The sequence below is a fragment of the Brumicola blandensis genome (genome assembly GCF_031846165.1).
Taxonomy (GTDB): Bacteria; Pseudomonadota; Gammaproteobacteria; order Enterobacterales; family Alteromonadaceae; genus Glaciecola; species Glaciecola blandensis.
On sequence record NZ_JAVRIE010000002.1, the window covers coordinates 53,266 to 78,749 of the forward strand.

Consider the following 25,484-nt stretch of genomic DNA (forward strand, 5'->3'; position numbering starts at 1 on the left):
AATGGCGAAACAAACGCCTTTTACATCTATTATTCTACTTATATGTGCTCTTGTTTATATCTTTAGCTATTTCGGTGCATTTCAGCCCATCGCCCAAGCAATCAGTATTCGTCCAATTGGCGTGCTAACACAAACACATGAGTGGTGGCGTCTTATTGGGCCTGTATTCCTGCATTTTAGCATGCTGCATATCGTATTTAATCTTTTATGGTGGTGGGTATTAGGAACGCAATTAGAGCGAATGTTTGGCACGACTTCGTTAGTCATTATGTTTTTAATATCTGGCGTCGCGTCAAACGTCGCACAGCTGTTGATTTCGGGGCCTAATTTCGGCGGTCTATCTGGCGTAGTGTATGCATTATTCGGTTTTGTTTGGTGGATTGGCTGGTTGCGCCCGCAATGGGGAATTGGCTTACCAAGAAACTTAGTGTTGTTTTTACTAGCTTGGTTGGCGCTGGGTTACGCTGATGTTTTGTGGGTGAATATGGCGAACGAGGCACATCTGTTTGGCTTAATATCAGGGTGTTTGATGGCACTCGCGAGCCACCAAATTGCAGGTATTAAAAAGAACTAACCGCCCTGACGTAAATACTTGGTGAAGATAATGTTTTGTATTGTATCTTCGCCCGTTTCACGCTTCATAATATCTCTGAATTGTTGTAACACCATTCTGCGAATATCCTCACGACCCGTTAGTGATCGGATCTTGTCCTCTGGCTGTGCGCCGAATACTTCAATCGCTGTGGCTCTTAGCAGTGGCATATGATGTTCAATTTCTGGAATGAGGCTAGGATCCGAAACCATCATTTCAATGGTCACGCGAACATAACCCAACTTCTTCGAATTGTCTCCCGCATAGTTTGTTACGATGTCTGGCTCAAGGCCCACATAGGCGTATGATGGAGCGGCAGACTCGTCTTGAGCATTCGCGCTCACTGACAGCGCCAGTGAAAAACCAATGAGTAATGCTAATGAAAGCAGAGCCTGAAGGACTTGCTGTTTACGATTACTCTGATGTCTTTTTTGCCAAACTGCCATGATCAAGCCTCTGTGAAGAACAATACGGATGCAGATATATTCTTTGCTGTGTTAGACTTAGTATATCGGATTAAACTCAAATTTCTAAATCACTTGTCAGAAAATAATCAATTTCCCATCGGTATTGACGCCAACTGGGTATCACCAACACAGCATCATATTCCGCAAGTCGGCTTGTCTGACTGGCTGCTTAATACCGGTTCATTAACAGAACGTTTACAAGCACTTACTTCTAGCTTTGAAGTTGAAGTGATTGGACAAGCAACCATGCACGGTGACGAAAGTGAACAATTAGCGTTACCGCAATATGACGAACAAGCGTGGCAAGTTCGCGAAGTCATTTTGTATGGTGAAGGAAAACCATGGGTCTTTGCTCGCAGTGTGTTGCCTGAACATTTGTGTAAGACAACATGGGCGACTCTTGGCAATCAACCTTTAGGCCAACGGATTTTCAACGATGACCAATTCGTTCGTAGTGAATTCTCTATTGCAAAACTAACGACAAATCCGATTGACCCACATGCCGAACTCAAGCACGCTCTGTGGGGACGCCGCTCGAAGTTCAAAGTACATGACTGGCATTTGCTGGTGGCTGAAGTTTTCCTGCCCGACTGTCCTTGCTATGTCGCCGAGAGCATGCAGGCATGAGTTACTTGTTCACCTTGCTGAGCGTTGGCTAATGTTACTTAAGTGGCAAAATCGTGAAGCTTATTGGCACCTAATGCGTGCTGATAAACCCATCGGTATTTATTTGTTACTGTGGCCAACCATGTGGGCTTTGTTGTGGGCAGCAAACGGGTTTCCTGCTTTTCATATCCTTTTTATTTTCACAGCGGGTGTCGTTTTGATGCGTTCAGCCGGTTGTGTGATCAACGATTATGCTGATCGCAAAGTAGACGGTGAAGTTGCCCGCACCAAGTCAAGACCACTCGTGTCGGGCAGAGTCAGCGCAAACGAGGCCCTGCAATTGTTTGCATGCTTGATTGCGTTAGCGTTTATCTTGGTCTTGTTTTTAAATTGGCAAACGATTGTGCTTTCTGTTGGCGCTTTATTTTTGGCTAGCCTTTATCCTTTTATGAAGCGTTATACACACTTACCACAAATATTCTTGGGCGCCGCTTTTAGCTGGGCAATTCCTATGGCGTTTATGGCGATCCAAGAAAGCCTGCCGTATTGGTTGTGGATTGTATATTTGGCGAACTTAACATGGACTGTGGCCTACGATACCGCCTATGCCATGGTCGACAGAGATGATGACCTGAAAGTGGGGATCAAATCGACGGCCATATTGTTTGGTCGCTATGACGTGTTAGCCATTGGTATATTGCAGGTCATCAGCCTAGGTTTATTGATTTGGGTGGGGATAATTACTGAGCTGAATGTGGCGTATTTTGTGTCGCTATTCATTGCTGCAGGTATGTTTATTTATCAGTTGCGCTTGGTGACAACTCGCCAAAAAGAACTGTGCTTTAAAGCATTCTTACACAATCATTGGGTTGGCTTAGTCATCACCTGTGGCGTATTTGCAGGACTGTCTTTCTAGCGGCTTACTTTTCTTCCGGCGTCTCTAAAGCAGCTAAACGCGCTTCCAAGGCTTCGAGCTTCTCACGTGTTCTGATCAATACTTGGCTTTGCACATCAAACTCTTCTCGCGTCACTAGGTCGAGTTTCGACAACTGGGCCTGAAGGACTTGTTTGACGCGATTCTCAGCTTCACCAGCCATCGTTTTTACGCCTGGCGGGATAGCATCACTGATATTTTTGGCAATTTCTTCTAACTTTTTTGGGTCAAGCATCGCTTATTCCTTCATTTAAATTCTCTGTATAATTGTAGCCCGAAATACAAAAGAAAAAAGCGTTATCTACGCGTCATTTGTTATAATTTATTTCTTGTTTCGGATCCTGCCTCCTAAGGTGTTTTCCGTCACTACCAGAACAGCTTTTCAAAACAGCTATTCAAAATCACTCAACGCGAGTCTATTAGAGAGAAAATATGCGCTTAAACGATGCACAACAAGAGGCAGTCGAATATGTATCAGGTCCATGCTTGGTACTTGCCGGTGCAGGTAGCGGAAAAACACGTGTTATTACCAATAAAATAGCCTACTTAGTCCGAGAGTGTGGTTATAAAGCTCGCCAAATAGCGGCAGTGACGTTTACGAACAAAGCAGCCCGTGAAATGAAAGAGCGGGTTGGACAAACCTTAGGTAAGGCAGAAGCACGTGGTTTGAAAGTGTCAACGTTTCACACTCTTGGCCTGAGCATTATTAAGAAGCATGTGCTGCAGTTAGGCTACAAGGCAGGTTTCTCTCTCTTCGATGATAAAGATACCTTAAGTCTCTTGCGTGATTTAACCGAAATTGATTACGACGGTGATAAAGACTTGTTGTCAGCGCTGCAAAGTCGCATTTCAAATTGGAAGAACGACCTAGTCATGCCAGAGGCGGCATTGAAGATAGCACAAGGTGATATCGAAGTTGAGCAGGCCAAATATTACGTACAATATGCCTCACACTTAAAGGCATACAACGCACTCGACTTTGATGATCTTATCCTGCTACCTACTTTATTGCTAAAGACGAATCAGGCGGTTAGAGAAAAGTGGCAAAGCATGTTGAAGTACTTGCTCGTCGATGAGTACCAAGATACAAACACCAGCCAATATGAGTTAGTGCGTTTATTGGTAGGGCAAAGAGCTCGATTCACTGTGGTAGGTGATGATGACCAATCTATTTATTCATGGCGTGGCGCACGTCCACAAAATTTGGTCTTGCTGCAAAAAGACTTTCCAAGCTTGAAACTCATTAAGCTGGAGCAAAATTACCGTTCTTCGGGCCGCATATTGCACAGCGCAAACATCCTTATTCAGAACAACCCGCACGTGTACGATAAACGTTTATTTAGTGAACTTGCTTACGGTGAGTCATTGAAAGTGGTGGTATCAAAGAATGAAGAACATGAAGCGGAGAAGGTAGTGGCCGAATTGATGGCTCATCGCTTCATGAATAATACGGCTTATGGTGATTATGCGATCCTGTATCGTGGCAATCACCAATCCAGAGTCTTCGAAAAAGTACTCATGAGCAACCGTATTCCCTATAAAATCAGCGGTGGCATGTCGTTCTTTGGGCGAACTGAAGTAAAGGATATCATGGCTTACTTGCGCCTTTTGGTAAACCAGGATGACGACAATGCTTTGCTGCGCGTCATCAATACACCCACTCGTGGCATTGGACGGGCTACCCTTGAAAAAGTTGGACACTTCTCTAATGCGAACAAAATTGGACTGTTTGAAGCCTGCTGCCACGACGGCTTAAAGAGTATTTTAGGCACTAGTGCGTACCAATCGGTCAGTAGCTTCTCACGCTGGGTTGTTGAAGCGGCAGACAACATGGACCGTGGCGATACGATTGGTGTGCTGCGAGACTTTATTAAAGCAATGGGTTATGAAGAATGGCTGTATGAACAAAGTGCGAGTCCCAAGGCGGCTGAAATGGCAATGGCCAATGTGAGTACACTGTTTTCTTGGGTCAATGATATGTTGCAAGGCGATGAGCTAGAGCCACCGATGACACTCGTTGAAATAGTTAATCGTTTAATACTGCGAGACATGATGGAGCGTGGTGAAGATGATGCCGAAGCTGATCAGGTTCAGTTAATGACATTGCACGCTTCCAAGGGACTCGAATTCCCATATGTTTATATGGTGGGCATGGAAGAAGGCCTGCTGCCTCATCAGAGTAGTATCGACGAGGATAATGTAGACGAAGAGCGCCGCCTTGCCTATGTTGGGATCACCAGAGCACAGCAAGAGCTTGTTTTCAGTATTGCCCGGGAACGTCGTCAATTTGGAGAGATAATTCAGCCTGAACCTTCTCGTTTCCTCTATGAATTGCCCCAAGATGATGTTCAATGGGAATTTCAAAAGAAAAAGCCAAGTGCTGAAGAGCGTCAAGAAAAGGGAGAAAAGAGTATCGCAAACCTGCGTAACTTACTGGGGTAGTTGCGCAGTTAAAAGGTGTAGTGCTTATTCTTCGGTGGCAGCGTCGTCAGTGTCATCAACGAAGTCGAGAAGAATCGTTTGTCCGAGCATGTCGCCTTGCCCAAACTCACATCCTAGCCCAATTAAACCATCAAGCTTAGCTTTGCTGGAGATACCTTCAGCAATAACTGTCAGACCCACTTTCTCTGCAACAAGAATAACAGACTCAATAAAACGTAAGTTCTTCTCAGAGCGAGTAAATGATTGGACAAATCGCTCGTCTATTTTTAAGAATTTGAAAGGATAAGAGAACAAATAGTTCAATGACGCAGAGCCACTGCCAAAGTTGTCTAGGATCAGACCGAAGCCGTTGCGTTTGATTTTCTTAATCGCAGGCAGAATAAATTGCGAGCGGTTGGTTAGTGCGCTTTCTGAGAACTCAAGTAGCAACATGTCCGGTTCGAAATCGGCTTCTTTTACTTGCTCAATTAACTCATTGACCAAGTCTTTCTGCATTAAATGCTCCACTGACAAGCTTACGCCAATGCGCTGGTTGGCGTATTGTGGATCGTGTTTCCACTGAGCCAGCAAGCCGATGGCACCATCAAGCAAGAATTGGTTTAAATCTAAAGTCAAACCGCATTGTTCAGCTATCTGCCAAAACTGCTCACGGTTGATTTGACCGAAGGTTTCATTATGCCACTGCAATGTGCATTCGTAGTAGAGCAATGTCTCATCGGTAAGTGACATAACCGGTTGGAGCACGCAGTCAAAGCTTTTTGCTTTAAGCGCTTTGCGGAATTCAGCTTCAAGTTGGATGTCTTCCAGTAGCTTTTCACGCATGCTCTTATCGAAGGTTATATAGCGTCCACGACCTAAGCTTTTCGCCTGATACATTGCTGCATCGGCGTCACGCAGTACTTCGTCTGCTGACATGTAAGTACTATTGAGGTGAGCAATACCGATACTTGCACCACTGAACATTTCTTTACCATCGAGTACGAAAGGTACGGAAACGGAATTAATAACGCGTGTTGCTACTTCTTCAACGGCACTGACCGTCTCAAAGTTATCCAAGAGGATAACAAACTCATCACCGCCTAGGCGCGCAAGTAAGTCATGGCCACGTTTACATAAGGCAATTCGCTGAGCAACTTCAACCAGGAACTCATCGCCAGCATGATGGCCGAGAGTGTCGTTAATAATTTTAAAGCGATCGAGATCGATAAAGAGAACAGCAAATTGATTCTCAGGATGTCGCTTTTTGTTAGCAATCGCCAACTCTAGGCGGCTATTAAACATAACGCGATTCGGTAAGTCGGTTAAGGCATCGTGATGGGCATCATGAATAAGCTTTAACTCAATTTCCTTACGCTGCTCTATCTGTTTCTTCAGGTATTCGTTAGTTTTGTTTAATTCTTCAGTACGCTCTTGTACTTTTTCGGTCAGCTGTAAATTGTATTCTTTCAGCGATTCCGAACTTCTTCTACGCTCCATTGCAACGGCAATGTGGTGGGAAACAAAGCGCAAAATTTCGAGATCTTTCTGTGTGTAATCTTCTAACTTACCGTAGGTTTGAACTGCAATAACACCGTGAACTTCGCCGTCGATCACAAGTGGTGAGCCCAACCAGGAGTTGTTATGCTCCATCATGTTCTGTGCAATAGTAACGTCGACTTCGCCTTCTTCAACTAAGGCTAAAATACGTGAGTTGTCTATCAGTGAGGCTTCACCGCGACGAATGATATATTCCGTTAAGCCAAGACCTAAAGGACGTTCTTCTGCCGATTCATGTAATTCATCACTGAAATACGGAAAGTTAAGGCTGTCTTTATTTTCAGTCAGTACGGCGACAAAACAGTTAGGTGCACTGATCAAACGAGCCAATATTGCATGTAGCTTCGAATAGAAGCGCGGCATGTCATCGTCTAAAGCGACTGATAATTCTGAAATTTCAAATAATGCGGTTTGCAGAGACTCAATTTTCTGACGTTCCAAGATTTCTTCTTGAAGGTCATCATTGATGGTTCGCAATTGTTTGGTACGTTCACGAATGGTGCGTTCGGTCACTTCACGACTTTTAACACGGTCGACCGTAGTCACAATGTGTTGAGAGATAAATGAGAGAACTTCAAAGTCGTCTTGGTCATAGCGAACATCGTCGTTATAACTCTGCACAACCATGGCACCAATGACTTCGGTACTGCGTTTCAATGGTACACCAACCAAATCAACCGGCGGAGTCCCTAGTATTCTAATACCCGTTTCTTCGACTACCGATTCGAGGTTTTCCTTGGTTAATACCAAGCTAGTACCGCTTTTTAGAATATACCCCGTAACGCCATCCATGATCCGTTCGTATGGCACTCGGCTGAGTTCTTCTTCATCAACTTCATCAACAAAGTAGGCAAAGTCGACGTGTTTATCGGAAGGATCGTAAAAAGCAACGTAGAAGTTGTCAGCGCTCATGAACTCACTAACAATGTCGTGAACGGCTTTATAAAGACGATCGAGATTACTTACTGAACTCGCGAGTTCACTAATCTCGAATAACGCTTTCTGAACTTGCTCAGCGCGCTTATATTTTTCGGTAAGTAACTGGAGTTGGGGAATAAGCTCCCGCAACTCTTGTTCACTTAACTCACCGATTACTTTTTCGTCTTCGCTCATTTCAAGGAATGATCCTACCCGCTCTTAATACAACTAAATTTAAGGGTACGCGCGACTGAATGCGCTAGTTAGATACCTTCGATCATGTACTCGACAGCAACTTTGATGTCTTCTTCAGTACAATCACCACAAGTTCCCATGGCAGGCATGGCATTGATACCATTGACCGCGTTTTTCCACACCTGTTCAAAACCTTTCTCGTCTAGGCGTGGTTTCCAATCAGCAGCAACTTGAAGTTTTGGTGCACCTAATACGCCAGATGTATGACAAGCGACGCACGCGCCATCATATATTTGTTTACCTGTACGAGGCCCGGCAGCTGCAGCAGGTGCCGCACCAGCAACATGCACTTTTCCGACCGGTTTAATGCGGTCTAGCAAATCTTGGTCGGTAGTCTCTTGAGCGTTTACACTCACAATAACCAAGGCTGATATAAATAGACTTAACAACACTCTAAGTTTCACAAAAATCTCCTGCAATTTACTAAGACTCACAACAACTTACCGCAATTATAAACATTAGTCAGGGGTAAACAACTATTTGTTGCGCTTTCACTACACGAATATAAACGTGGTAGAAAGGGTTTTATCTCTTTTTATCGGTTAACAAACTGTTTTGATTAGCTAAACTCTGCACAAAATGGTTTACAAGCCATAGTATTTACCTAACAAAGCAAGGAATTTTCGTTTCTGTTTGAACTCATAATTCAGTTCACTGACTAAAAAATCGAAAGCGAGCTTGGCCTTTTCAGGGCTTTTTGAAGTGAATAGCAGCGCCTCTTTTAATTCATTTAACAAGTTAATCGCTGTCATATAATCTTCATGCGTGGTTCTTGCTGGGTAGTGCATGATCAGTTTACGATACAAATTGAGACCCGTATCGTAATCTTCAGTAATGGCTCTTTGAGCTAATTGGTGCAGTAATGCTGGTTTGAGATCACTTTGCATCGCTACTTGATAGGCCGCTTGCCAGTTATTTGTGATCATAAACACTGCAACTAGCTTATCATTATCAAACGAACTAGCTTTGTCATTGAGCTTCATTTTTGCGAGGTTCTCAGCTTGCTGTTGATAATTTTTTACCTGCTCAGGCTCAAGATGATTGAGCATATTCAAAAACGCCTGCAAATCGGCGGGCTCTAAGTTGCTTTCGAAAATATCCCAGAGCTGTTTCAACTGCACTTCTTTTGGGCTTGTCGCTCCCTGTAGCGCTAATTCAAGTTTCTGTAACTTTGTTATTTGAGTTTGGTTTAAGGTGGTTGCCTGCAATTCATCCATGAGGTCTTTAGCACTTTTTACTTGTTCTGCTTTTATATAATAACCAAGTAATTCCAGCTTTTGATTCGCCTCGGTTGCAGTGCTTTCGCTGATAGAAATCAGGCTTTTCCAGTCGCTGTTGAGCATGAAATAATGCCGTAAATCTTCCGTCAGCGTAAGCGCTTGGTCGGCTTGCAGGCTCTCACGCCAATCAAGAATGGATTGCACTATGGCTTCTTTCTGTTCGATGTCATTTGTGAAGAAACGAGATAGGACAGGACGAAGTGTAAAATTAGCATAGTGCGTCAAATACAGATTCTTTAAAAACGAAACATTCTGCTCAATAGGCCAAGCGCATGCCTCGCTGAATTGTATGAGCCACTGTGTGAATAAATACTCAACTTTTAAGCTCTGGCTTTTATCGTCCTTTATTTTATTCATGACCTTATCGTAGCGCTTTAGCGCGTACTCGGTAATTTCCACAGCGTTTTCAGCAGGTAAGCGAGGTAAAATATCGTGCACAGCATTCAGTTTGGTGATGGCAAGGTCGAAGTATGTTTTGACTCTGTCTTTGCGCCATACTTCACGGACTGGCAAAGCGGTATTGATGATGTCGCAGATATCTTTGATATTGGCCTTTTTCGCTGAAATGTCAGCAATGATTTGCCATTTGTTGAGATCATCAGTTTGTTTTGTCATGAGCTCAAGCAGCATTGCTTTGGCATCATCTTCATCTAAGCTGCTCACGTACGCGGCGATCCGGTCCTTTGCATCGCCACTGCGAAGTCGCTCCAGCTCTTGTTCTTGCTCATCGTTTGCTAAAGCGACAGCAACGCAATGCTGGCAAAATTCAAAGCCTTCAGAAACATCACACTCACATTGCCCCTCGTACTTATCATTTACTAAGGACAGGCTCACCCGATACTGTGTGTTATCTTCGACAATGGCTGTAATTAACAGTTGATCCCGTTGCAGAGCGCGTACTTTTTTTTGCTCATGAAGACGCATACCTTTACTAAACGCGCGTTGGCCTGCAACTTTCTCTAAATACAGATTGATGTTATCTGATGGCATTAAGTCAATGTCTCGCGAAGAACTACGCGAGATGTTTACCAAAGAAATCTAACGTACGTTGCCAAGATAAGTCGGCGTCTTGAGGGCTGAAACGACTGGTAGAGTCATTATGAAAGCCGTGTTGAGCGCCAGCATAGAAATGCGCTTTATAATTCGCATCGTTAGCCTTAAGAACGGCTTCGTACGACTCCCAAGATGCATTCACACGCTTATCCAATTCGGCAAAGTGGATCATCAATGGGCCTTTCACATTCTGTTGGAGCTCAGCTTTTGCTGGTGTGCCATAATACGGTACAGCGGCATCGATCTCATTAGGCATTGTCGCTGCTAACAAGTTACTAATATAACCACCAAAACAGAATCCAACGACACCTAATTTGCCTGTACCACTTTCATGCTTTTTCAGCCAGTTAGCTGCTGCCATGAAGTCTTGTTCAATTTTGTCACGATCTAGGCTTCGCTGCATGCTTCGACCTTCGTCATCATTCCCAGGGTAACCACCTAAAGGTGCTAAGGCGTCTGGTGCAAATGCAACAAAACCTGCTTTGGCAAGACGTCGAGCGACATCCTTAATGTAAGGGTTTAAGCCTCTATTCTCGTGAACCACAAGTACAGTGGGTGCCTTTTTGTCGAGATTACGCGGTACCACTAAGTAACCTTCGCCTTTCCCATGCCCTAGCGGCGAGTCGAAAGTTTCATAGGTAGCTTTAATATCAGCGTCATTGAAGCTAACTTGCTCCGCTTTTGCGTAGTCTGGGATAAGTGAGCTAGAAATAAGCCCTAAAGATAAACCTGCAACAGACAAGGTACCTAATCGTGATAAAAACGTTCGTCGGTTAATATCGCCATGGGCATATTCGTCATACCAATCGAAGGCTTGCTGTGGGATATCTTCCGGTTTAAGTGAGTCAGTTTTATGCGATGTCATTGATTTTCCTTTTCATACCGTTGCTATAGTCATTGAGCAAGACAATGCGAGCGGCCTTGCAGTCACTGGATTGGTAAATACTACGTACGTTTATATCCTGACAGTTCAAAATCTTTACAATTGGAAACATGTTTAGCTTGTCACTAAGCGCTTATTTCAAATCAAGTATATACCTTAGTAAGAAAACTGCCGCCATTGCGTAGGTTAAAAGACTCACTTTTTTGAATTCACCCGTCCCCAAGCGAATACCTACATAAGTGATAAAGCCCAAAGCGATCCCCTCACTGATACTGAAAGTCAGTGGCATTGCCATTAACGCGATGATTGCGGTAGCGACGCTGGTTAGGTCGTCAAACTCTAGCTCTTTGATTGAGTCCATCATGAAAATACCCACCATCACCAATGCTGGCGTGGTTGCCATTAGGGGTATAACTAACATGAGAGGGGACAAAAATAAGGCGAGTAAGAAACAAATCGCAACGACGACAGCGGTTAAACCGGTTCGCCCGCCAGCTGATACGCCCGCTGCAGATTCCACATAACTAGTCACAGGTGAGGTGCCCAAGGCTGCACCAACAACACCGGCAGTCGCATCCGCGGTCATCGCCCGGCCCATAAGCGGTAACTTGCCTTGTTCATCTACTAGCTTGGCTCGTTTCGATACACCAATTAAAGTGCCAATAGTGTCGAACATGTTCACAAACATCAGCGCAAATATTAAGTCCCACGTTGTAGCAAAGTTGATGATGGGATACATCAAGTCCATTGCGAAAAAGGTATCTGAAATAGGCGCGGGCAAACCAACGATTGCATCAGGTTTAGCAGTCAAGTAGCCGGCTTCTGTTGGAATGAAAAGACCAATGAGGGTAAGTGTAATAATAGAGATAAGGATGGCACCCGACACTTTCTTTAAGACCAAAACAATGGTGAAGATAATACCGAAGAGCGCAAGCAATACAGCAGGTTCCGAAAGGTCGCCCAATCCGACAAATGTCGCAGGGTTGTCAACAATCAGTCCTGCATTCTTCAGACCGATAAAGGCAATGAATAAGCCGATACCGCACTGTACGCCAATTTTCAGGGCCGCGGGGATTGCTTCGGCAATTTTTTGTCTTAGCCCAGATAACGTTAACAATAAGAACAGCACACCATTATAAAAAACGATGCCAAGCGCGGCTTCCCAAGGTATTTCTCGGCTTAAGCATATAGTAAAAGCAAAGAAGGCGTTCAACCCCATGCCGGGCGCAAGTGCCACCGGATAATTGGTTAGCCAAGCCATTAGCAAAGTACCTAAACAAGCAGCCAGCGCGGTGACAGTGATAAGGCCAGCCACTGGCATTCCGCTCAGGCCAAGTATGCTTGGATTCACTATGAGAATATATGACATTGCCGCAAAGGTAGTTAAACCAGCAATGACTTCAGTTTTCACGGTGGTCGCGTGCTGTTTAAGTGAAAATGTGGTTTCCAAGAAGCGGGCAAGCATGGGTCTTCCTCTTTATTATTCTTATTTTATGCAAGACATTGTTTGGCTTGTGATTGTTAGGGTTATTTATAGCAGATTATCACTACATCATCAGTATATTACTATGGTAATGTAATGGAAGCCGTGTTTACCTTTTCTTACTTGCCGAAGACCTCATCGCTTTGTTTGTCCAGATTTTGTAGACCAGATCAATCAGCCGCAGGAACTTGGAATGAGCAATCTTGAAACATTGATTCAGCGCTTACCGAAAGCAGAATTACATTTACATATCGAAGGTAGTTTAGAGCCACAACTCATGTGGGATTTGGCTCAAAAGCATCATGTTGAATTGCCTTTTTCCGATGTCGACGCAATCAAAAGCGCCTATCAGTTCGACAATCTTCAAAGCTTCCTTGACCTATATTATCAAGGAGCGGATGTGCTTCGAGACGAAGACGACTTTTTTCAGTTAATGTGGGCTTATTTGTGTAAGTGTCATGAGCAAAACGTATTGCATGCTGAAATTATGTTTGACCCGCAAACGCATACAGAACGCGGAGTTTCTTATGATGTCTTTATGCCGGGTTTTATTAAGGCCATCGAGAAAGCCAGAGATGAACTGGGTATTAGTGTTTATCTTATTTTGTCTTTCTTACGCCACCTTAGTGAAGAAAGCGCCATTGAAACCCTAGAAAAAGCGAGGCCTTACTATGAGCATATTAAAGCCGTCGGGTTGGATAGCTCTGAGCTGGGGAATCCGCCATCTAAATTTGAACGAGTGTTTGCACAAGCAAAAGCATTGGGTTTTAAACTAGTTGCACATGCTGGAGAAGAGGGGCCGCCAGAATATATTTGGGAAGCACTACATTTACTCAAGGTTGACCGCATCGACCATGGCGTGAGAAGTATTGAAGATCCCGAACTCATGGCGTACTTAAAGCAACATCAAGTGCCTTTAACCGTCTGTCCACTGAGTAATCTTAAGCTTTGCGTGATTGACCAAATGAGTGAGCACAACATTCTTCAATTGATGAATGATGGCTTACGCGTAACTGTGAACGCTGATGACCCGTCCTACTTCGGCGGCTATCTGAACGAGAACTTTATGGCACTAGCAGAGCATGTGAACATGCAAGCATCTGACCTGATTACCTTGGTGCAAAATGGTTTTAAAGCTAGCTTCCTGCCAGAAAAAACGAAGCAAGATTGGTTGGGCATTATTGAAGATACGGTATCGCAACTAGGAGTGAAGTGATGAAAACAGTAAGCCATTTATTGAAAGGGTTGGTGACAGCGCTTCTATTCGTGTTCGCGACTGGCCAAGTGCTCGCCGAGAATCGATATGGTCCAAGAGATTTCAGTACAGAAGAAGGTTTCACTGCCATTGTTGCTGCTTACTCGCCAGAGATAAAAGCCATTGATACTGCATTCAGTCAATTGGCGCACGCCCAAATTGATGAAGTCTTGACTATTCGCGGTGTGAAGTATCAATTAGGCACTTACAAAGGTGAGAAGGTTCTTATTTTTACCACAGGGATTTCAGTCCCTAACGCGGCCATGACGATGCAAATGGCACTCGATTACTTTCCTGTTAAACGAGTCGTGATGATGGGGATTGCGGGTGCCATCAACCCTGAGTTTAATGTGGGCGACATTGCGATACCTGAACGTTGGTATTTTCATGATGAGTCGGTGTATGTGAATCCAAAACCAGCGCGTGCCGCAGGTGGTACCAACAAAGCCTTGAAGGATAACGGCCAGGAATACACCTTACCGTCTTACTACGAACAAGCCTTAGCGCGATACAAAGAACGTGAAAAGAGCGATCCGCATGCGCCAAAGTACAAAAACTTTGGGTACCAATTCCCAGAAGAGATGTCGGTGGTTAAACAAGGATGGGACTCTCCTCAACAGATGCCTTATTTTACGGTATCAGATAACTTGCTTAAGCTTGCTCAACAAGCAGTAGACAATGTCGACGCGATCAAAATGCCCTCGGGTAAAGAGATTAACGTGAGAGTGGGCGGCAATGGTGTGACGGGCTCGGTGTTTGCCGACAACGCAGAATATCGAGTTTGGTTACAAGATGTTTACAATGCACAAGTGACAGAGATGGAATCGGCGGCAGTTGGGCAAGTTAGCTTCGTGAACGAAGTTGATTGGATTATTATTCGTTCGGTGAGTGACCTTGCAGGAGCGCAACACGGTAAAAATGAAGAAAGCGTGTTTGATGGTATCGCATCTGGCACGGGCACCAAATTCCTAATCGCACTATTAGATGAAATTGTTAGTGCATCGAACACAGATAAGAGCGCACAAACAAAAGAGGTGAAATAGAGTATGTTAATCCAACTGACTGCACTTGAAGCACGAGTTATAGGCGTATTGCTAGAGAAGGAAAAAACCACACCCGACCAATATCCCTTGACCTTAAACTCAATTACCACGGCGTGTAATCAAAAGAGTAATCGAGAGCCAGTAATGGAACTAAGCGAAGGTGAAGTGCAGCGTACCTTGGATGATCTGCGAGAAAAGAACCTTTTGTTTGAAGTCAGTGGCACAGGTAGCAGGGTGCTGAAATACAAGCATCGATTCTGCAATACAGAATTTAATAGCCTGAAATTCTCCGAACAACAAAAAGCCATTATTTGTGTGCTTCTGCTGCGTGGCCCTCAAACACCAGGTGAACTTCGTACCAGAACAAACCGCTTAGCAGAGTTCGCGAATGTAGTAGAGGTTGAACAAGCATTAAGCTCATTGGCTGATCACAATGGCGAAGAGATTGTTGTTAAGCTAGAGCGTGAGCCGGGCAAACGTGAAAGCCGCTATGCGCATCTATTTTCGGGCCCTGTTGATGCAGCGGTAGTCAGCAGCAGTGTGAGTGATTTCGCTCCAGATAAGGATGTTTCTGTAGGCGAAGCACAACAAGACCGCATTGCTAAATTAGAGAATGAAGTAGAAGAATTGCGCAAAGAACTAGCACAAATTAAGCAAGCGCTGGATTTGGATTAAGAGCTTAGTGACACGCTCGATAGTTATGATAAACTCCGCACCTCAATAAAGCTCCCGTAGCTCAGCTGGATAGAGTGTCGGCCTCCGAAGCCGAAGGTCACGCGTTCGAATCGCGTCGGGAGCGCCATTTCTTCGTTGTTTGTCATTGTGGTTTTTATCTATAACGCCCGTTTAACGTAGCTTAATTCAGCAACTTTTTTTATTTACGTGATTAGCTCACTGAGTATTCAATTCATGCAATCAAGTTACGGTGTGCGCGGCACCAACCAATGCTGCCGTATGGTCTGTAAAGTTTAATTATCCTATACTCTATAATATGCGATTTTAGTACAGAAGAATCTGCCATGTGAAACGCACTTAGCAAGCGCATCATTAATGCTATGAGTGCAAACCTTCCCTTAGGAGCAGGACTTGTTTCGTTGAAACCGAGGTACGGGCTAATTGGACAATTCAAATCAATATCAAAAAATTTTGCTCAAAGGAAAAGAACAGAGCGGTGTTGAGAGCTGTTTCCATGAAAACGGCAAATATAAGGTTAAGTTTGAGGGTAATGATACAGTCTATACATATCATGAACATGATGTGCAAATTGTAGAATCGGTTCTCTCTCGGCAAGATGCAAAGACTTGCTTGGAGTATTTGAAAGAACTCGCCAGCATTACTGGTTTGAAGGTTGTGACATCAGAAAGCGAGGAGTTCAACGCCTTACATCATTATTATTCAAACATCAGCTTCGTGGATTCGCAAAGCCTATTAGGTGCATTTTTAGCGAGTGAAGTACCAAAAGATAGTCAAACTCCGTTTATTTCAATCTCTTCTATCTATTACCCGTTTGGCTTTAATATCAGTCAAATAGAAGCTGTAAAAAACGCGCTTAATAACAGGATAAGCATAATCGAAGGCCCACCAGGCACAGGTAAAACTCAGACGATACTCAATATTATTGCCAATGTAGTATCTAATGGTGGAAGTGTTGCTGTTGTTTCAAGTAACAACGCTGCAACACAGAATGTTCACGCTAAACTCTCCAAATATGGTTTCGAATTTGTTATCGCGCCTCTCGGTAGTAAAAAGAATAAAACAAACTTTTTACAAAACCAGCAACCCCAACCTGATTTATCCTCTTGGAAGTTGTCGCCTAAAGAGCTAACGGATCTTCAGAATAATATCAGCCAACTTTACTCAACATTACAAGCCAAACTGAACTCTAAGGTAGAACTCTCCAAGCGAAAGAGTGAGCTTCAGGCCCTAGAACTTGAATATAGCCATTTTAGACAACAGCGAGAAGATTTTAATGTTGAGCAGTTGGACGATATGTTTAATATTCGCTCATTTCAAGAAGCCATTAAACTTTGGATATCATATCGGTCATATAGGATACGTAGCTTATTAGTAACCTCCTTGATATTTGTTTATGACAGCTTTAGGTTGCGAAAAAGTCGCGTTTTCAAATTACGACAGTACGTCTTAGAAAACTCACTGGCTTCATTAATTGAGTATTTTCAATCTAGCTTTTATCGATTAAAAATCAAGGATAGTCAGGAATTCATTTCTTCACTCGAACTTGACTTAGAAGCATTTGATTTTGATAAAAATATGAACCGGTACACGCAATTATGTATGAAGGTCTTCAGGCATAAAACTTGGCAGCAATATTGTCAAAATAGGCGGAAGCAATACACTATGCAGGAGCTAAAAACGCGTTCGAACGAATTTTTAAAAGACTATCCTGTGGTGTTGAGTACTACCTATTCTGTCAATAACAGCCTATCACCAGATACACAATATGATTATCTAATAATAGACGAGGCGTCACAGGTTAACATTTGCACTGGAGCATTGGCGCTTTCATGCGCTAAAAGAGTGGTAGTTGTGGGTGACACAAAACAGCTGACCCATGTGGTCGACAATAAAACCCATGGTTTTACAAAAGGCTTATTAGACAAATTTAGGTTGGATGAGAGGTACGACTATTCCAAACAAAGTTTACTATCGGTGTTTTCAAATTTTTTTGAGCACGTCCCCAAAACCATGTTGAAAGAACATTACAGATGCTCGCCCAAGATCATCGAATTCTGCAATCAGAAGTTTTATGGTGGTGAGTTGATTGTGATGACCGAATCGACAACGGATAAATCTCCACTCTTGGTATATAAAACAGTCCCGGGCAATCATCAGCGTAACCGGGTTAATCAAAGACAAATTGATGTTATCAAAAATGAAATAATTGTAGAGCAAAACCTTAATGTCTCCGACGGCTCTATAGGCATAGTTACACCATATCGTAGTCAAACTGACCAACTTCAAAAAGCCTTTGAGGGAACAACCATCCAAGCTGATACGGTTGATAAATTTCAAGGAAGAGAGAAAGACGTTGTCATTATATCTACGGTAGATAACCACATTTCGGAATTTGCAGACGAGCGTAACAGATTAAATGTAGCAGTGTCTCGCGCAATTGATCAGCTTATCTTGGTTGTAAGTGAAAATGATTCAGTCCTCGACACCAATATCGGGGATCTAATAAAATATATAGAATATAACAACATGACGATTGTAAAAAGTAAGGTCTATTCAATTTTCGATTATCTTTATCGCTCTTACGCAAATGAGAGACAGAATTATCTTAAATTCAGTAACAGAATATCAGAATTCGATAGCGAAAATCTTATGTATACTCTTATTCATAGTATTCTGGAAGACGAGCAGCTCTCTAACCTTGGTGTCTCGTCTCACGTTCCTTTGAATTTGATTATTCGCGACAAACGCAATTTAAGTGTTAGAGAAAAAGCCTATGCGGCTAATCAACTCACGCATGTTGATTTTCTAATTTACGATAAAGCATCAAAATTACCAAAATCCGCAGTAGAAGTTGACGGAGTCAATTTCCACAAAAAGGGCTCTTTGCAAGCAGTTCGAGATAAATTGAAAAACTCCATATTCGAAAAGTCAGACATCCCGTTACTAAGGTTTAGGACTGATGGAAGCGGTGAAGAACAATTGTTACGAGATCATCTTCGCGCCCTTTGAAACTAAGAATATATCCACCGTCGAATCACACTCATTACAAATCAAAGAATAAATATCTTTGCGTTTTTGTACTCTTGTTTGAGAGCTGTTGCAGCTCTGGCATTTAGATTTCATAGATGTATTACATGAGCAACTGCTACATGTTACGTAGTATCCATATCGACCATAATTAGCTGTTAAATTAGCATCAGAATGACATTTTTTACATTTGATAACAGTATCATTGCTGCTCTTCAAAACTGTGTTAGTTGATTCTGGCGTTGAAGTAACTGGCACTTGACCTTGTAATTCGTTGACTGGCTTTAATGCTTCTTTACAAATTGAATTATTGTGTTGAAGCAAGACGTTACCGATATTAGTGAGAACAGCAGCGCTGAACCAAGGGCGCTCATCTATTATTAGTTTTTTTATAATCGAATTATTCAAATTCATGATTTCATGTAGCTTTGCGACCAGAAATTCTGACTTAACAACTTGTTCTGAAATTTCTTCAGGGATTTCATCTCGCTCTACAATTGCATTGCTTGAAACTGCGCAAAGAGAATGCCATTGACGACCTCCGAAACCTTGAGGGATAAGACCAAGAAATTTGCTCTCATAAATTGAGTCTCTTCTCTCAATTAGAAACTTCAAAAGTAAGTCTCGTTGAAGCTTTGCTTGCATTAATGGTGAAGGCATTCCGCTCCATTTACCATTCAAACTGCGAGTCCACTCACCATGCTTATTTACTTTTATTTCACCCTTCACACTTTTTGATTCTATTAATATGAAACCATATGGATAAACGACTAAGTGATCTATTTGAGCATTTTCGCCGTCAACGTTAATACGGAGGTCGTTTAGAATAAGAATTGACTCTTCATTTTTAAATTCCCTTCGTAGGTAAAATGCAACATCCTTCTCTTGCTTTTCACCAGCGGCTATTTGGGGGTGTGTTGATTGAATATAGTCTTTTTCTCTTAAAATCATAAGCTAATGAAGTTCATCGTTTTTTTGTAGTGTATGCTTAAAATCAGTACAGAAACGTAGTTATAATAATACTTAGGTTTTTATAGTCTACTTCATTCGACATACACTTTTACTTAATGTCTAACTCCGCTCAACTAGCTGCTGAAGATCATCGACAAAGCATAATTTATCTGAACAAAGAACTCCGATGAACCCTCATGCCAGAGCTCTTGCTGCCAATGAAGTGTTCTCTATAGAATCACTGTTGACCAGGCTTGATCGATGGAAATAGCTTTGGGCTGGGTAAGCTCTCACAAGATTTAAAATGTTAGCCGCGCATCAATAGCATTTTTAAGTGTTCCTGTTAAAATTTATGAAATGAATACTAAACAAGGACTGTTATGTACAAAGGTAGATTAGATAAATGGGACGCAGTTAACGGTTATGGTTTTATTAGCTCGGACGAGTTAACAAGCGACACCTTTATTCATATCTCTGCACTTAAACACATGAGTCGGCAGCCGGTTGCAGGTGACTTCATCTATTTTGATGTGGAGGAGAATAAGGGGAAAAAACGGGCTACGAGAGCACGTATTGAGGGAGTGAAAGTAAAGTTTCCAAGTGAAAATACTGCTGACACCCAAACAAGTCCCATTAATTTGACGCCCTACTTTGTCGTCATTAGCATCTTAATCGCGGTATTTATCTTTTTTAAGTTAGCGCCGTATTTAGACAACCTGCAACCCGTAAATTACTTTACTTCGAGTGATAATACCCCGCAGAAGAACTATGTTTGTGACGGGCGGCAACACTGCAGTCAAATGACCTCTCGGGAAGAAGCGGTATTCTTTATACAAAATTGTCCAAATACAAAAATGGATGGTGATTATGATGGCGTGCCTTGTGAAAACGATTCGAGATTTTAATGGCATCTTTTGAATCAACAAAACAACAAAGTTGAGATAAAACTATGCCAACTCATAAATCAGGCAACGACGCTTTCTATGACAATCACGTCAGCGAACTCAATGCTCAATATTTGTCTGTCAAAGCGGAAGATGTTCATGAAGCATGGCTTCCTTCTTTGCAAAGTAACAACAGCGCTGAAAGCAACCTGCATGCCCTCGACGTTGGCACTGGCGTTGGTCGAGACGCAGCTTACCTTTCTAGTTTGGGCTACAAAGTCGTTGCCGTTGATAAGTCACAAGCCATGCTTGAGCAAGCTAAGCAAAATTTTCCTAATCAATCGATTACGTGGTTACAAGACGCCTTACCCTCACTGCGTGAAGTGAGAAAGTTGGACCTTAAGTTCGACGTCATTCTGTTAAGCGCGATTTGGATGCATATTCCCGCTTCAGAGCGAAGAAAGTGCATACGTATACTCAGTAGCCTATTGGTGCCAAACGGTAAAATCGTTATCACTTTGCGCCATGGTAGTTTTTCAGACGGTAGAACAGCTCATGGCGTTTCTCTTGACGAATTACGCTTACTCAGTCAAGCGTATGGCCTGATTTTTCGTTCTCCTTCTCGAGCATTCACACAAACGCAAAAGTGGCAATCAGATAAATTAAATCGCCAAAATGTGACGTGGGAAACGGCCATTCTTACTTTGCCTGATGATGGCTCCGGTGCGTTTCCTTTATTGCGAAATATTGTTATCAATGATGCCAAAGCAGCAACTTACAAAGTGGCTTTGCTCCGTTCTGTTCTGAGGATTGCAGAAGGGCATCCTGGGGCTGTTATTCAATCAAAATCCACTAGCTCAATGGTGGCAATTCCACTGGGTTTGGTCGCCATGTATTGGTTGAAGCTGTTCAAGCCTTTGATTGATAATTTCAATATGCCACAAAACTCAAACCCCAATAAAGGACTTGGCTTTGTGAAGGAGTCAGGTTGGTTGCAATTAAGCGGACTCACGAATAACGATGTTTTCGTTGGTGCCATCTATATGGAGACTCATAAACAGGTTCACCGAACCTTATTGGACATCACGCGTACGATAAAAAATATGCCTGCTAAATACATCACATTGCCTGGCACTGACACGTGTGTTTTCGAAGTGGATAGGTTACGAAGCAGAGCGCCAAAAACAAGTCTACTCTTGGATAACAATTACCTGATGGGCTTGGGAACCTTATATGTGCCAAGGAATATTTGGCGAACATTGAGTGACTATAGTTGTTGGATTGAACCGGCTTTAACAAATGAATGGCTTAGGGTGATGCAAGGGTTTGAGGCGAAAACGGGCCGCAGTTATAGTTTGGAACAATATCATTTAGCACTGAAGTGGGAAGACCAAACCCGCTCCACCAATAAAGTGAAACAGCGCGTCTCTATTTTACAAAAACAACAAGATATCGTGTGCACATGGGGCAAAACTAAATTAAATAAACGCTACGATATCGACCATACCTTTCCCTTTGCACGCTGGCCGAATAACGATTTGTGGAACTTGGTACCAACGAAACCAGCAGTCAATCGAAACAAGTCCGACAAACTGATCACAGAGCAGCGTTTGCTTAATTCAAAAGAAGAGGTCATGCACTTCTGGCAGCAGGCATGGCAGGAAGAACAAAGACTTTTTTTCACACAGGCAAACATGGCCTTACCTGATTTAAGCACTGAAAATACGGATTTTGATAGTGTGTTTGAAGCCATGTTGTCTCAACGCGATAGAATTAAGGAAACTCAGCAGTTGGTGGATTGGACTTGAGTGTGTTTGCCTATTGTAATCCGCATAGCTTGTTCTGATATGACTTAATTTGCGATGAATACAAATAAAGATTACCCTGGACGAAAGTAAGTGTTTTTCAGGTTAGTTAATGATTGAAGTTGTTGCTGCTGTAATCAAGGAAGATGGTTTGGTCTATTGCTTTAAAAAAGGCCAAGCGAAGTATGACTATCTTTCGAATAAATTTGAATTCCCGGGCGGAAAAGTTGAAGCTGGGGAAGATCATCGACAGGCTCTTCGACGAGAAATAAACGAGGAGCTACTCACCGATATTGACGTTGGTGAACACTTACTCAGCGTTGAACATAATTACCCTGATTTTTCTATTCGCCTCCATTTCTATACATGCACTATATTGCGCCCAATAGGCCGTCTTACCGAGCATACTCAGCTTGTGGAATTACCAACGGAGCAATTGCTAGAGTTAGACTGGTTACCAGCTGATGTACCCGCAGTGAATTTTTTGCTAAAAAATGCAATAGCTCAATAGAATGCGCGTTCAAGATACTTCCGCTCGATACGACTATTTAAGCATTGATGAGCTTAACGATAAGTTTGTGACTAACAATGCACAAGAGCGACGCCGTGTTCTGACAGAGTTAAAACATGCATTGAGTGAGTCTGAAAGTTTCGATATGGCTGTTGCATTTGTCACTAAGTCCGGTGTGATTTCATTACTTCAGTCGTTACTAAACTTTACTGAACGTGGTGGCCGAGCTCGTATTGTTGCCTCTGACTATTTAGCCTTTACACAACCCGATGCTCTCAATTTATTGCATGGGATTGATGGTATTGAGCTGAAATTGCTTCAAGGGGTTCAGTACCATGGGAAACTGTTTCTATTCAAAAAGAAACTATCTACTCAAGTGCTAGTGGGCAGTTCAAACCTGACTCAGGCGGCTCTCTCTAAAAACGATGAGATCAACTTTCTATTCTCCGATGGCTCAGAGCGTATCGATAAAGCTGAAAAAGAGTTTTCGAGGATTTGGTCGAACGCTGATGTTCTTAGTCCAAAATTGCTGACTGACTATGAGCAGCGTTACCTTGCTAATAAACAGAAAACACCTGCGGGCATCGTTAAGCTAAACACATTCACGCCAAACGAACTACAAAAGCAAGCCTTAGAAAACCTAAAATACTCGCGCAGTTTAGGTAAGCGTAGAGGACTTGTTGTATCAGCAACAGGAACAGGTAAAACCGTATTATCTGCATTTGACGTGAGGCAATGTAATGCAAAGTCCGCATTATTTCTGGTCCATCGAACCACGATCGCAAAAAAGTCGATGGAAACCTACCAAAGCATTTTAAAAGGGGAATATTCTTTCGGCTTGGTTGGTGGAGACTCCGATGATTGGGATGCTGATTTTTTGTTTGGGACCGTTCAAACTTTATCAAAAGCAGCGAACATGGCGCGTTTTGAGAAAAATCGCTTTGATTATATTGTTATTGATGAAACTCACAGAGCTGCATCGGACTCCTATCAGCGCGTTATTGATTTTTTTGAGCCTAAATTTCTATTGGGTATGACGGCAACACCTGAGCGTAGTGATAATCAGAATATTTTTGATATTTTTAACAATAATGTTGTTTGTGATATTCGTTTGCAAGATGCATTAGAGACTGAAATCTTGTGCCCCTTCCATTATTTTGGTATCGCTGATTTATGTACGTTAGATGGCGACGATATTTCTCTTCAATCATTAACACGCCAGAAAAGGTTTGCGCATATCTATTCACAGTCATTAAAACTGGGCTCAGATAGGCAACCAATCAAAGCTTTATGTTTTTTGTCTCGCGTTGAAGAAGCAGAAGCCTTCGCCGACTTTTTAGTTTCAACTGGAAAGACTGCGATTGCCTTGAGTGGAAAGTCATCGGAGCTAGAAAAACAAAATGCTATTAGACAACTAGATGATGGTGAACTCCAGTATATAGTTACCGTTGATATATTTAATGAGGGTATCGATATACCCAGCATTAATCAGATTATCATGGCGCGGCCGACACAGTCCGCGATTATATTCGTGCAACAGTTGGGGCGTGGCTTACGAAAATATGATGGCAAAGAATACCTGACAGTTATCGATATTGTAGGTAATTATGATAATAACTTCCTTATTCCTATCGCACTTTACGGTGATCGTAGTCGCAACAAAGATACGCTGAGACGGCTCATGCGTAGTGAAGAGTCCTTATTACCGGGTGAAAGTACCATTTCCTTTGATAGGATCGCAAAGGAGCGAATTTTCAAAGCCATTCAGACGTCACCGAAAATCGGTATTCGCGATTTAAAATCTGAATATAGGATTGTAAAAGCGAAAATAGGTGAGACACCCTCGTTAATGGACATAAGGCAACATGGAGACTTATCTCCATATTTGTTTTGTAATCAATCCCAAGTCAAGTCATTACATGAGTTTGCATCCAAATATGACAAAGATTACGACTCATCTGAGGTTGGTAGTTTTCCGTTGTTGGGGTTGTTAATAAAAGAGGGGCTGGATGGGGTCAGACCTTTTGAACCTATTGCATTGAGGCTGTTACTTGAAAATGGCCAAGTAGACTATGCTGAGTTCAGTAATTATTGCGATTCACATTGCGGTATAACACCTTCATTAGAAGACTTTGCATCCACTCTTAATACTTTAAGTTTTCATTATGGCCAAGCTACCAATGCACGCGTTTTTGACGTTATCAATGTAGACTCGAAAGTCATAGGAAAAGACTTAGCTTCTCTAAACTCAAAACAGATTTTGCTTATCAATGATGCTATTGATAATGCTCTGGGAGAATATTCTGACCGTCGGCAAATAGGGCCTTATAACCAAGGTTTCATTGTAGGTGCAAAGTATACGTATAAGGAAACTTTTCGTATTTTAGGGTGGAATAAAAACCCTAATCCACAAAATGTAGGAGGATACTTTTACAATCGCGACACCAATGATTGTGCGATTTTTGTGAACTATAACAAAGATGAGGAAATAGCAGAGTCGACACAATACAACGATTATTTTATTGATAGAAAACGATTCCACTGGACAACCAAAAACAGTCGCACCTTAGCGAGTCCAGAGGTTAAAGCCCTTCTAGAGCAAGATGAAAATAAGCTCAGAGTGCCTCTTTTTATTCGCAAAGAAGCTAAAGCTGAAGGGTCCGCACGTTACTATATTGGTGAATTGAAAGTGATTAAAGGCAGTGAGCGACCAACTACTATTGGCGGTAAAAATGCAGTGTCTATGGAATTTGAAATAGACAGCCCAATTCCACAAAAACTCTACCAACACCTTATTAAAAAAGTTTAGTTTGATCGCTGCTGATAAATGACTAACGTAAAATTAATTTTCGAAATATTACAC

At 42.5% G+C, this 25,484-nt stretch carries 20 protein-coding genes and 1 tRNA gene; 13 read left to right on the top strand and 8 right to left on the bottom strand.

The features are described from left to right. The first annotated feature begins 1 nt into the window (after position 1). Positions 2-574 (top strand): rhomboid family intramembrane serine protease, encoded by a 573-nt coding sequence (locus tag RM544_RS05470; protein WP_311360770.1) that lies wholly within the window; start codon positions 2-4, stop codon positions 572-574. On the opposite strand, the gene RM544_RS05475 is transcribed toward RM544_RS05470, so the two are convergent. Beyond that, positions 571-1,038, bottom strand: a complete 468-nt coding sequence (locus RM544_RS05475) for a flagellar basal body-associated protein FliL (protein WP_311360771.1) — start codon at positions 1,036-1,038, stop codon at positions 571-573. The genes RM544_RS05470 and RM544_RS05475 overlap by 4 nt on opposite strands. 12 nt (positions 1,039-1,050) lie before the next feature. Here RM544_RS05475 and RM544_RS05480 point away from each other — a divergent pair, with 12 nt between their 5' ends. Continuing rightward, on the top strand, positions 1,051-1,686 hold the full coding sequence (locus tag RM544_RS05480) for a chorismate--pyruvate lyase family protein (RefSeq protein ID WP_311360772.1): 636 nt from the start codon (positions 1,051-1,053) through the stop codon (positions 1,684-1,686). 31 nt (positions 1,687-1,717) lie between these two features. Further along, positions 1,718-2,581, top strand: a complete 864-nt coding sequence (gene ubiA / locus RM544_RS05485) for a 4-hydroxybenzoate octaprenyltransferase (RefSeq protein WP_311360773.1) — start codon at positions 1,718-1,720, stop codon at positions 2,579-2,581. Between the two features lie 4 nt (positions 2,582-2,585). On the opposite strand, the gene ubiK is transcribed toward ubiA, so the two are convergent. Beyond that, complete coding sequence (gene ubiK, locus RM544_RS05490; RefSeq protein ID WP_311360774.1) at positions 2,586-2,834, bottom strand: ubiquinone biosynthesis accessory factor UbiK; 249 nt, start codon at positions 2,832-2,834, stop codon at positions 2,586-2,588. 197 nt (positions 2,835-3,031) lie between these two features. Here ubiK and rep point away from each other — a divergent pair, with 197 nt between their 5' ends. Next, positions 3,032-5,041, top strand: a complete 2,010-nt coding sequence (gene rep, locus RM544_RS05495; protein WP_311360775.1) for a DNA helicase Rep — start codon at positions 3,032-3,034, stop codon at positions 5,039-5,041. 24 nt (positions 5,042-5,065) lie between these two features. Here the strand turns inward: rep and RM544_RS05500 are convergent, their stop codons facing one another. The 5 genes from RM544_RS05500 to RM544_RS05520 form a co-directional block, all read right to left on the bottom strand. Further along, complete coding sequence (locus RM544_RS05500; RefSeq protein ID WP_311360776.1) at positions 5,066-7,690, bottom strand: bifunctional diguanylate cyclase/phosphodiesterase; 2,625 nt, start codon at positions 7,688-7,690, stop codon at positions 5,066-5,068. 68 nt (positions 7,691-7,758) lie between these two features. Continuing rightward, positions 7,759-8,154, bottom strand: a complete 396-nt coding sequence (locus tag RM544_RS05505) for a c-type cytochrome (RefSeq protein WP_311360777.1) — start codon at positions 8,152-8,154, stop codon at positions 7,759-7,761. 180 nt (positions 8,155-8,334) lie between these two features. After that, the gene (locus RM544_RS05510; RefSeq protein WP_311360778.1) at positions 8,335-10,020 is read right to left on the bottom strand and encodes an SWIM zinc finger family protein; all 1,686 of its coding nucleotides are present in this window, start codon (positions 10,018-10,020) and stop codon (positions 8,335-8,337) included. Positions 10,021-10,042: 22 nt separating this feature from the next. Further along, a complete protein-coding gene (locus RM544_RS05515; RefSeq protein ID WP_311360779.1) occupies positions 10,043-10,948 on the bottom strand; it encodes a dienelactone hydrolase family protein in 906 nt (301 codons plus the stop codon). A gap of 151 nt (positions 10,949-11,099) precedes the next feature. Next, complete coding sequence (locus RM544_RS05520; RefSeq protein ID WP_311360780.1) at positions 11,100-12,431, bottom strand: NCS2 family permease; 1,332 nt, start codon at positions 12,429-12,431, stop codon at positions 11,100-11,102. A gap of 211 nt (positions 12,432-12,642) precedes the next feature. On the opposite strand from RM544_RS05520, the gene RM544_RS05525 reads away from it, so the two are divergent. The 5 genes from RM544_RS05525 (at position 12,643) to RM544_RS05545 (ending at position 18,452) form a co-directional block, all read left to right on the top strand. Next, positions 12,643-13,665, top strand: a complete 1,023-nt coding sequence (locus RM544_RS05525; RefSeq protein WP_311360781.1) for an adenosine deaminase — start codon at positions 12,643-12,645, stop codon at positions 13,663-13,665. Further along, positions 13,665-14,747 (top strand): 5'-methylthioadenosine/S-adenosylhomocysteine nucleosidase family protein, encoded by a 1,083-nt coding sequence (locus tag RM544_RS05530; protein ID WP_311360782.1) that lies wholly within the window; start codon positions 13,665-13,667, stop codon positions 14,745-14,747. Before RM544_RS05525 ends, RM544_RS05530 begins: the two co-directional genes overlap by 1 nt. Before the next feature lie 3 nt (positions 14,748-14,750). Beyond that, positions 14,751-15,422 carry a YceH family protein gene (locus tag RM544_RS05535; RefSeq protein WP_311360783.1) on the top strand — a complete coding sequence of 224 codons (672 nt, stop codon included), beginning with the start codon at positions 14,751-14,753 and terminating at the stop codon, positions 15,420-15,422. A 50-nt stretch (positions 15,423-15,472) separates the two neighbouring features. Further along, positions 15,473-15,549 (top strand) — tRNA-Arg (locus tag RM544_RS05540). Positions 15,550-15,863: 314 nt separating this feature from the next. After that, a complete protein-coding gene (locus tag RM544_RS05545; protein ID WP_311360784.1) occupies positions 15,864-18,452 on the top strand; it encodes an AAA domain-containing protein in 2,589 nt (862 codons plus the stop codon). Here the strand turns inward: RM544_RS05545 and RM544_RS05550 are convergent. Continuing rightward, positions 18,426-19,421 carry a nuclease-related domain-containing protein gene (locus RM544_RS05550; protein ID WP_311360785.1) on the bottom strand — a complete coding sequence of 332 codons (996 nt, stop codon included), beginning with the start codon at positions 19,419-19,421 and terminating at the stop codon, positions 18,426-18,428. The genes RM544_RS05545 and RM544_RS05550 overlap by 27 nt on opposite strands. Before the next feature lie 380 nt (positions 19,422-19,801). Here RM544_RS05550 and RM544_RS05555 point away from each other — a divergent pair, with 380 nt between their 5' ends. The 4 genes from RM544_RS05555 (at position 19,802) to RM544_RS05570 (ending at position 25,430) form a co-directional block, all read left to right on the top strand. Then, positions 19,802-20,326: an excalibur calcium-binding domain-containing protein gene (locus tag RM544_RS05555; RefSeq protein ID WP_311360786.1), complete on the top strand. Its 525-nt coding sequence runs from the start codon at positions 19,802-19,804 to the stop codon at positions 20,324-20,326. A 44-nt stretch (positions 20,327-20,370) separates the two neighbouring features. Further along, positions 20,371-22,113: a class I SAM-dependent methyltransferase gene (locus RM544_RS05560; protein WP_311360787.1), complete on the top strand. Its 1,743-nt coding sequence runs from the start codon at positions 20,371-20,373 to the stop codon at positions 22,111-22,113. Positions 22,114-22,222: 109 nt separating this feature from the next. Further along, complete coding sequence (locus tag RM544_RS05565) at positions 22,223-22,621, top strand: (deoxy)nucleoside triphosphate pyrophosphohydrolase (protein WP_311360788.1); 399 nt, start codon at positions 22,223-22,225, stop codon at positions 22,619-22,621. A gap of 1 nt (position 22,622) precedes the next feature. After that, on the top strand, positions 22,623-25,430 hold the full coding sequence (locus tag RM544_RS05570; protein ID WP_311360789.1) for a DUF3427 domain-containing protein: 2,808 nt from the start codon (positions 22,623-22,625) through the stop codon (positions 25,428-25,430). Positions 25,431-25,484 lie beyond the last annotated feature (54 nt).

What these genes read in the sequence shown, in the direction of transcription:
- RM544_RS05470 (WP_311360770.1), top strand. Translation starts at nt 2, where the DNA reads ATGGCGAAACAAACGCCTTTTACATCTATTATTCTACTTATATGTGCT.
- RM544_RS05475 (WP_311360771.1), bottom strand. Translation starts at nt 1,038, where the DNA reads ATGGCAGTTTGGCAAAAAAGACATCAGAGTAATCGTAAACAGCAAGTC.
- ubiA (WP_311360773.1), top strand. Translation starts at nt 1,718, where the DNA reads ATGTTACTTAAGTGGCAAAATCGTGAAGCTTATTGGCACCTAATGCGT.
- ubiK (WP_311360774.1), bottom strand. Translation starts at nt 2,834, where the DNA reads ATGCTTGACCCAAAAAAGTTAGAAGAAATTGCCAAAAATATCAGTGAT.
- rep (WP_311360775.1), top strand. Translation starts at nt 3,032, where the DNA reads ATGCGCTTAAACGATGCACAACAAGAGGCAGTCGAATATGTATCAGGT.
- RM544_RS05500 (WP_311360776.1), bottom strand. Translation starts at nt 7,690, where the DNA reads ATGAGCGAAGACGAAAAAGTAATCGGTGAGTTAAGTGAACAAGAGTTG.
- RM544_RS05510 (WP_311360778.1), bottom strand. Translation starts at nt 10,020, where the DNA reads ATGCCATCAGATAACATCAATCTGTATTTAGAGAAAGTTGCAGGCCAA.
- RM544_RS05515 (WP_311360779.1), bottom strand. Translation starts at nt 10,948, where the DNA reads ATGACATCGCATAAAACTGACTCACTTAAACCGGAAGATATCCCACAG.
- RM544_RS05520 (WP_311360780.1), bottom strand. Translation starts at nt 12,431, where the DNA reads ATGCTTGCCCGCTTCTTGGAAACCACATTTTCACTTAAACAGCACGCG.
- RM544_RS05525 (WP_311360781.1), top strand. Translation starts at nt 12,643, where the DNA reads ATGAGCAATCTTGAAACATTGATTCAGCGCTTACCGAAAGCAGAATTA.
- RM544_RS05530 (WP_311360782.1), top strand. Translation starts at nt 13,665, where the DNA reads ATGAAAACAGTAAGCCATTTATTGAAAGGGTTGGTGACAGCGCTTCTA.
- RM544_RS05535 (WP_311360783.1), top strand. Translation starts at nt 14,751, where the DNA reads ATGTTAATCCAACTGACTGCACTTGAAGCACGAGTTATAGGCGTATTG.
- RM544_RS05550 (WP_311360785.1), bottom strand. Translation starts at nt 19,421, where the DNA reads ATGATTTTAAGAGAAAAAGACTATATTCAATCAACACACCCCCAAATA.
- RM544_RS05555 (WP_311360786.1), top strand. Translation starts at nt 19,802, where the DNA reads ATGTACAAAGGTAGATTAGATAAATGGGACGCAGTTAACGGTTATGGT.
- RM544_RS05560 (WP_311360787.1), top strand. Translation starts at nt 20,371, where the DNA reads ATGCCAACTCATAAATCAGGCAACGACGCTTTCTATGACAATCACGTC.
- RM544_RS05565 (WP_311360788.1), top strand. Translation starts at nt 22,223, where the DNA reads ATGATTGAAGTTGTTGCTGCTGTAATCAAGGAAGATGGTTTGGTCTAT.
- RM544_RS05570 (WP_311360789.1), top strand. Translation starts at nt 22,623, where the DNA reads ATGCGCGTTCAAGATACTTCCGCTCGATACGACTATTTAAGCATTGAT.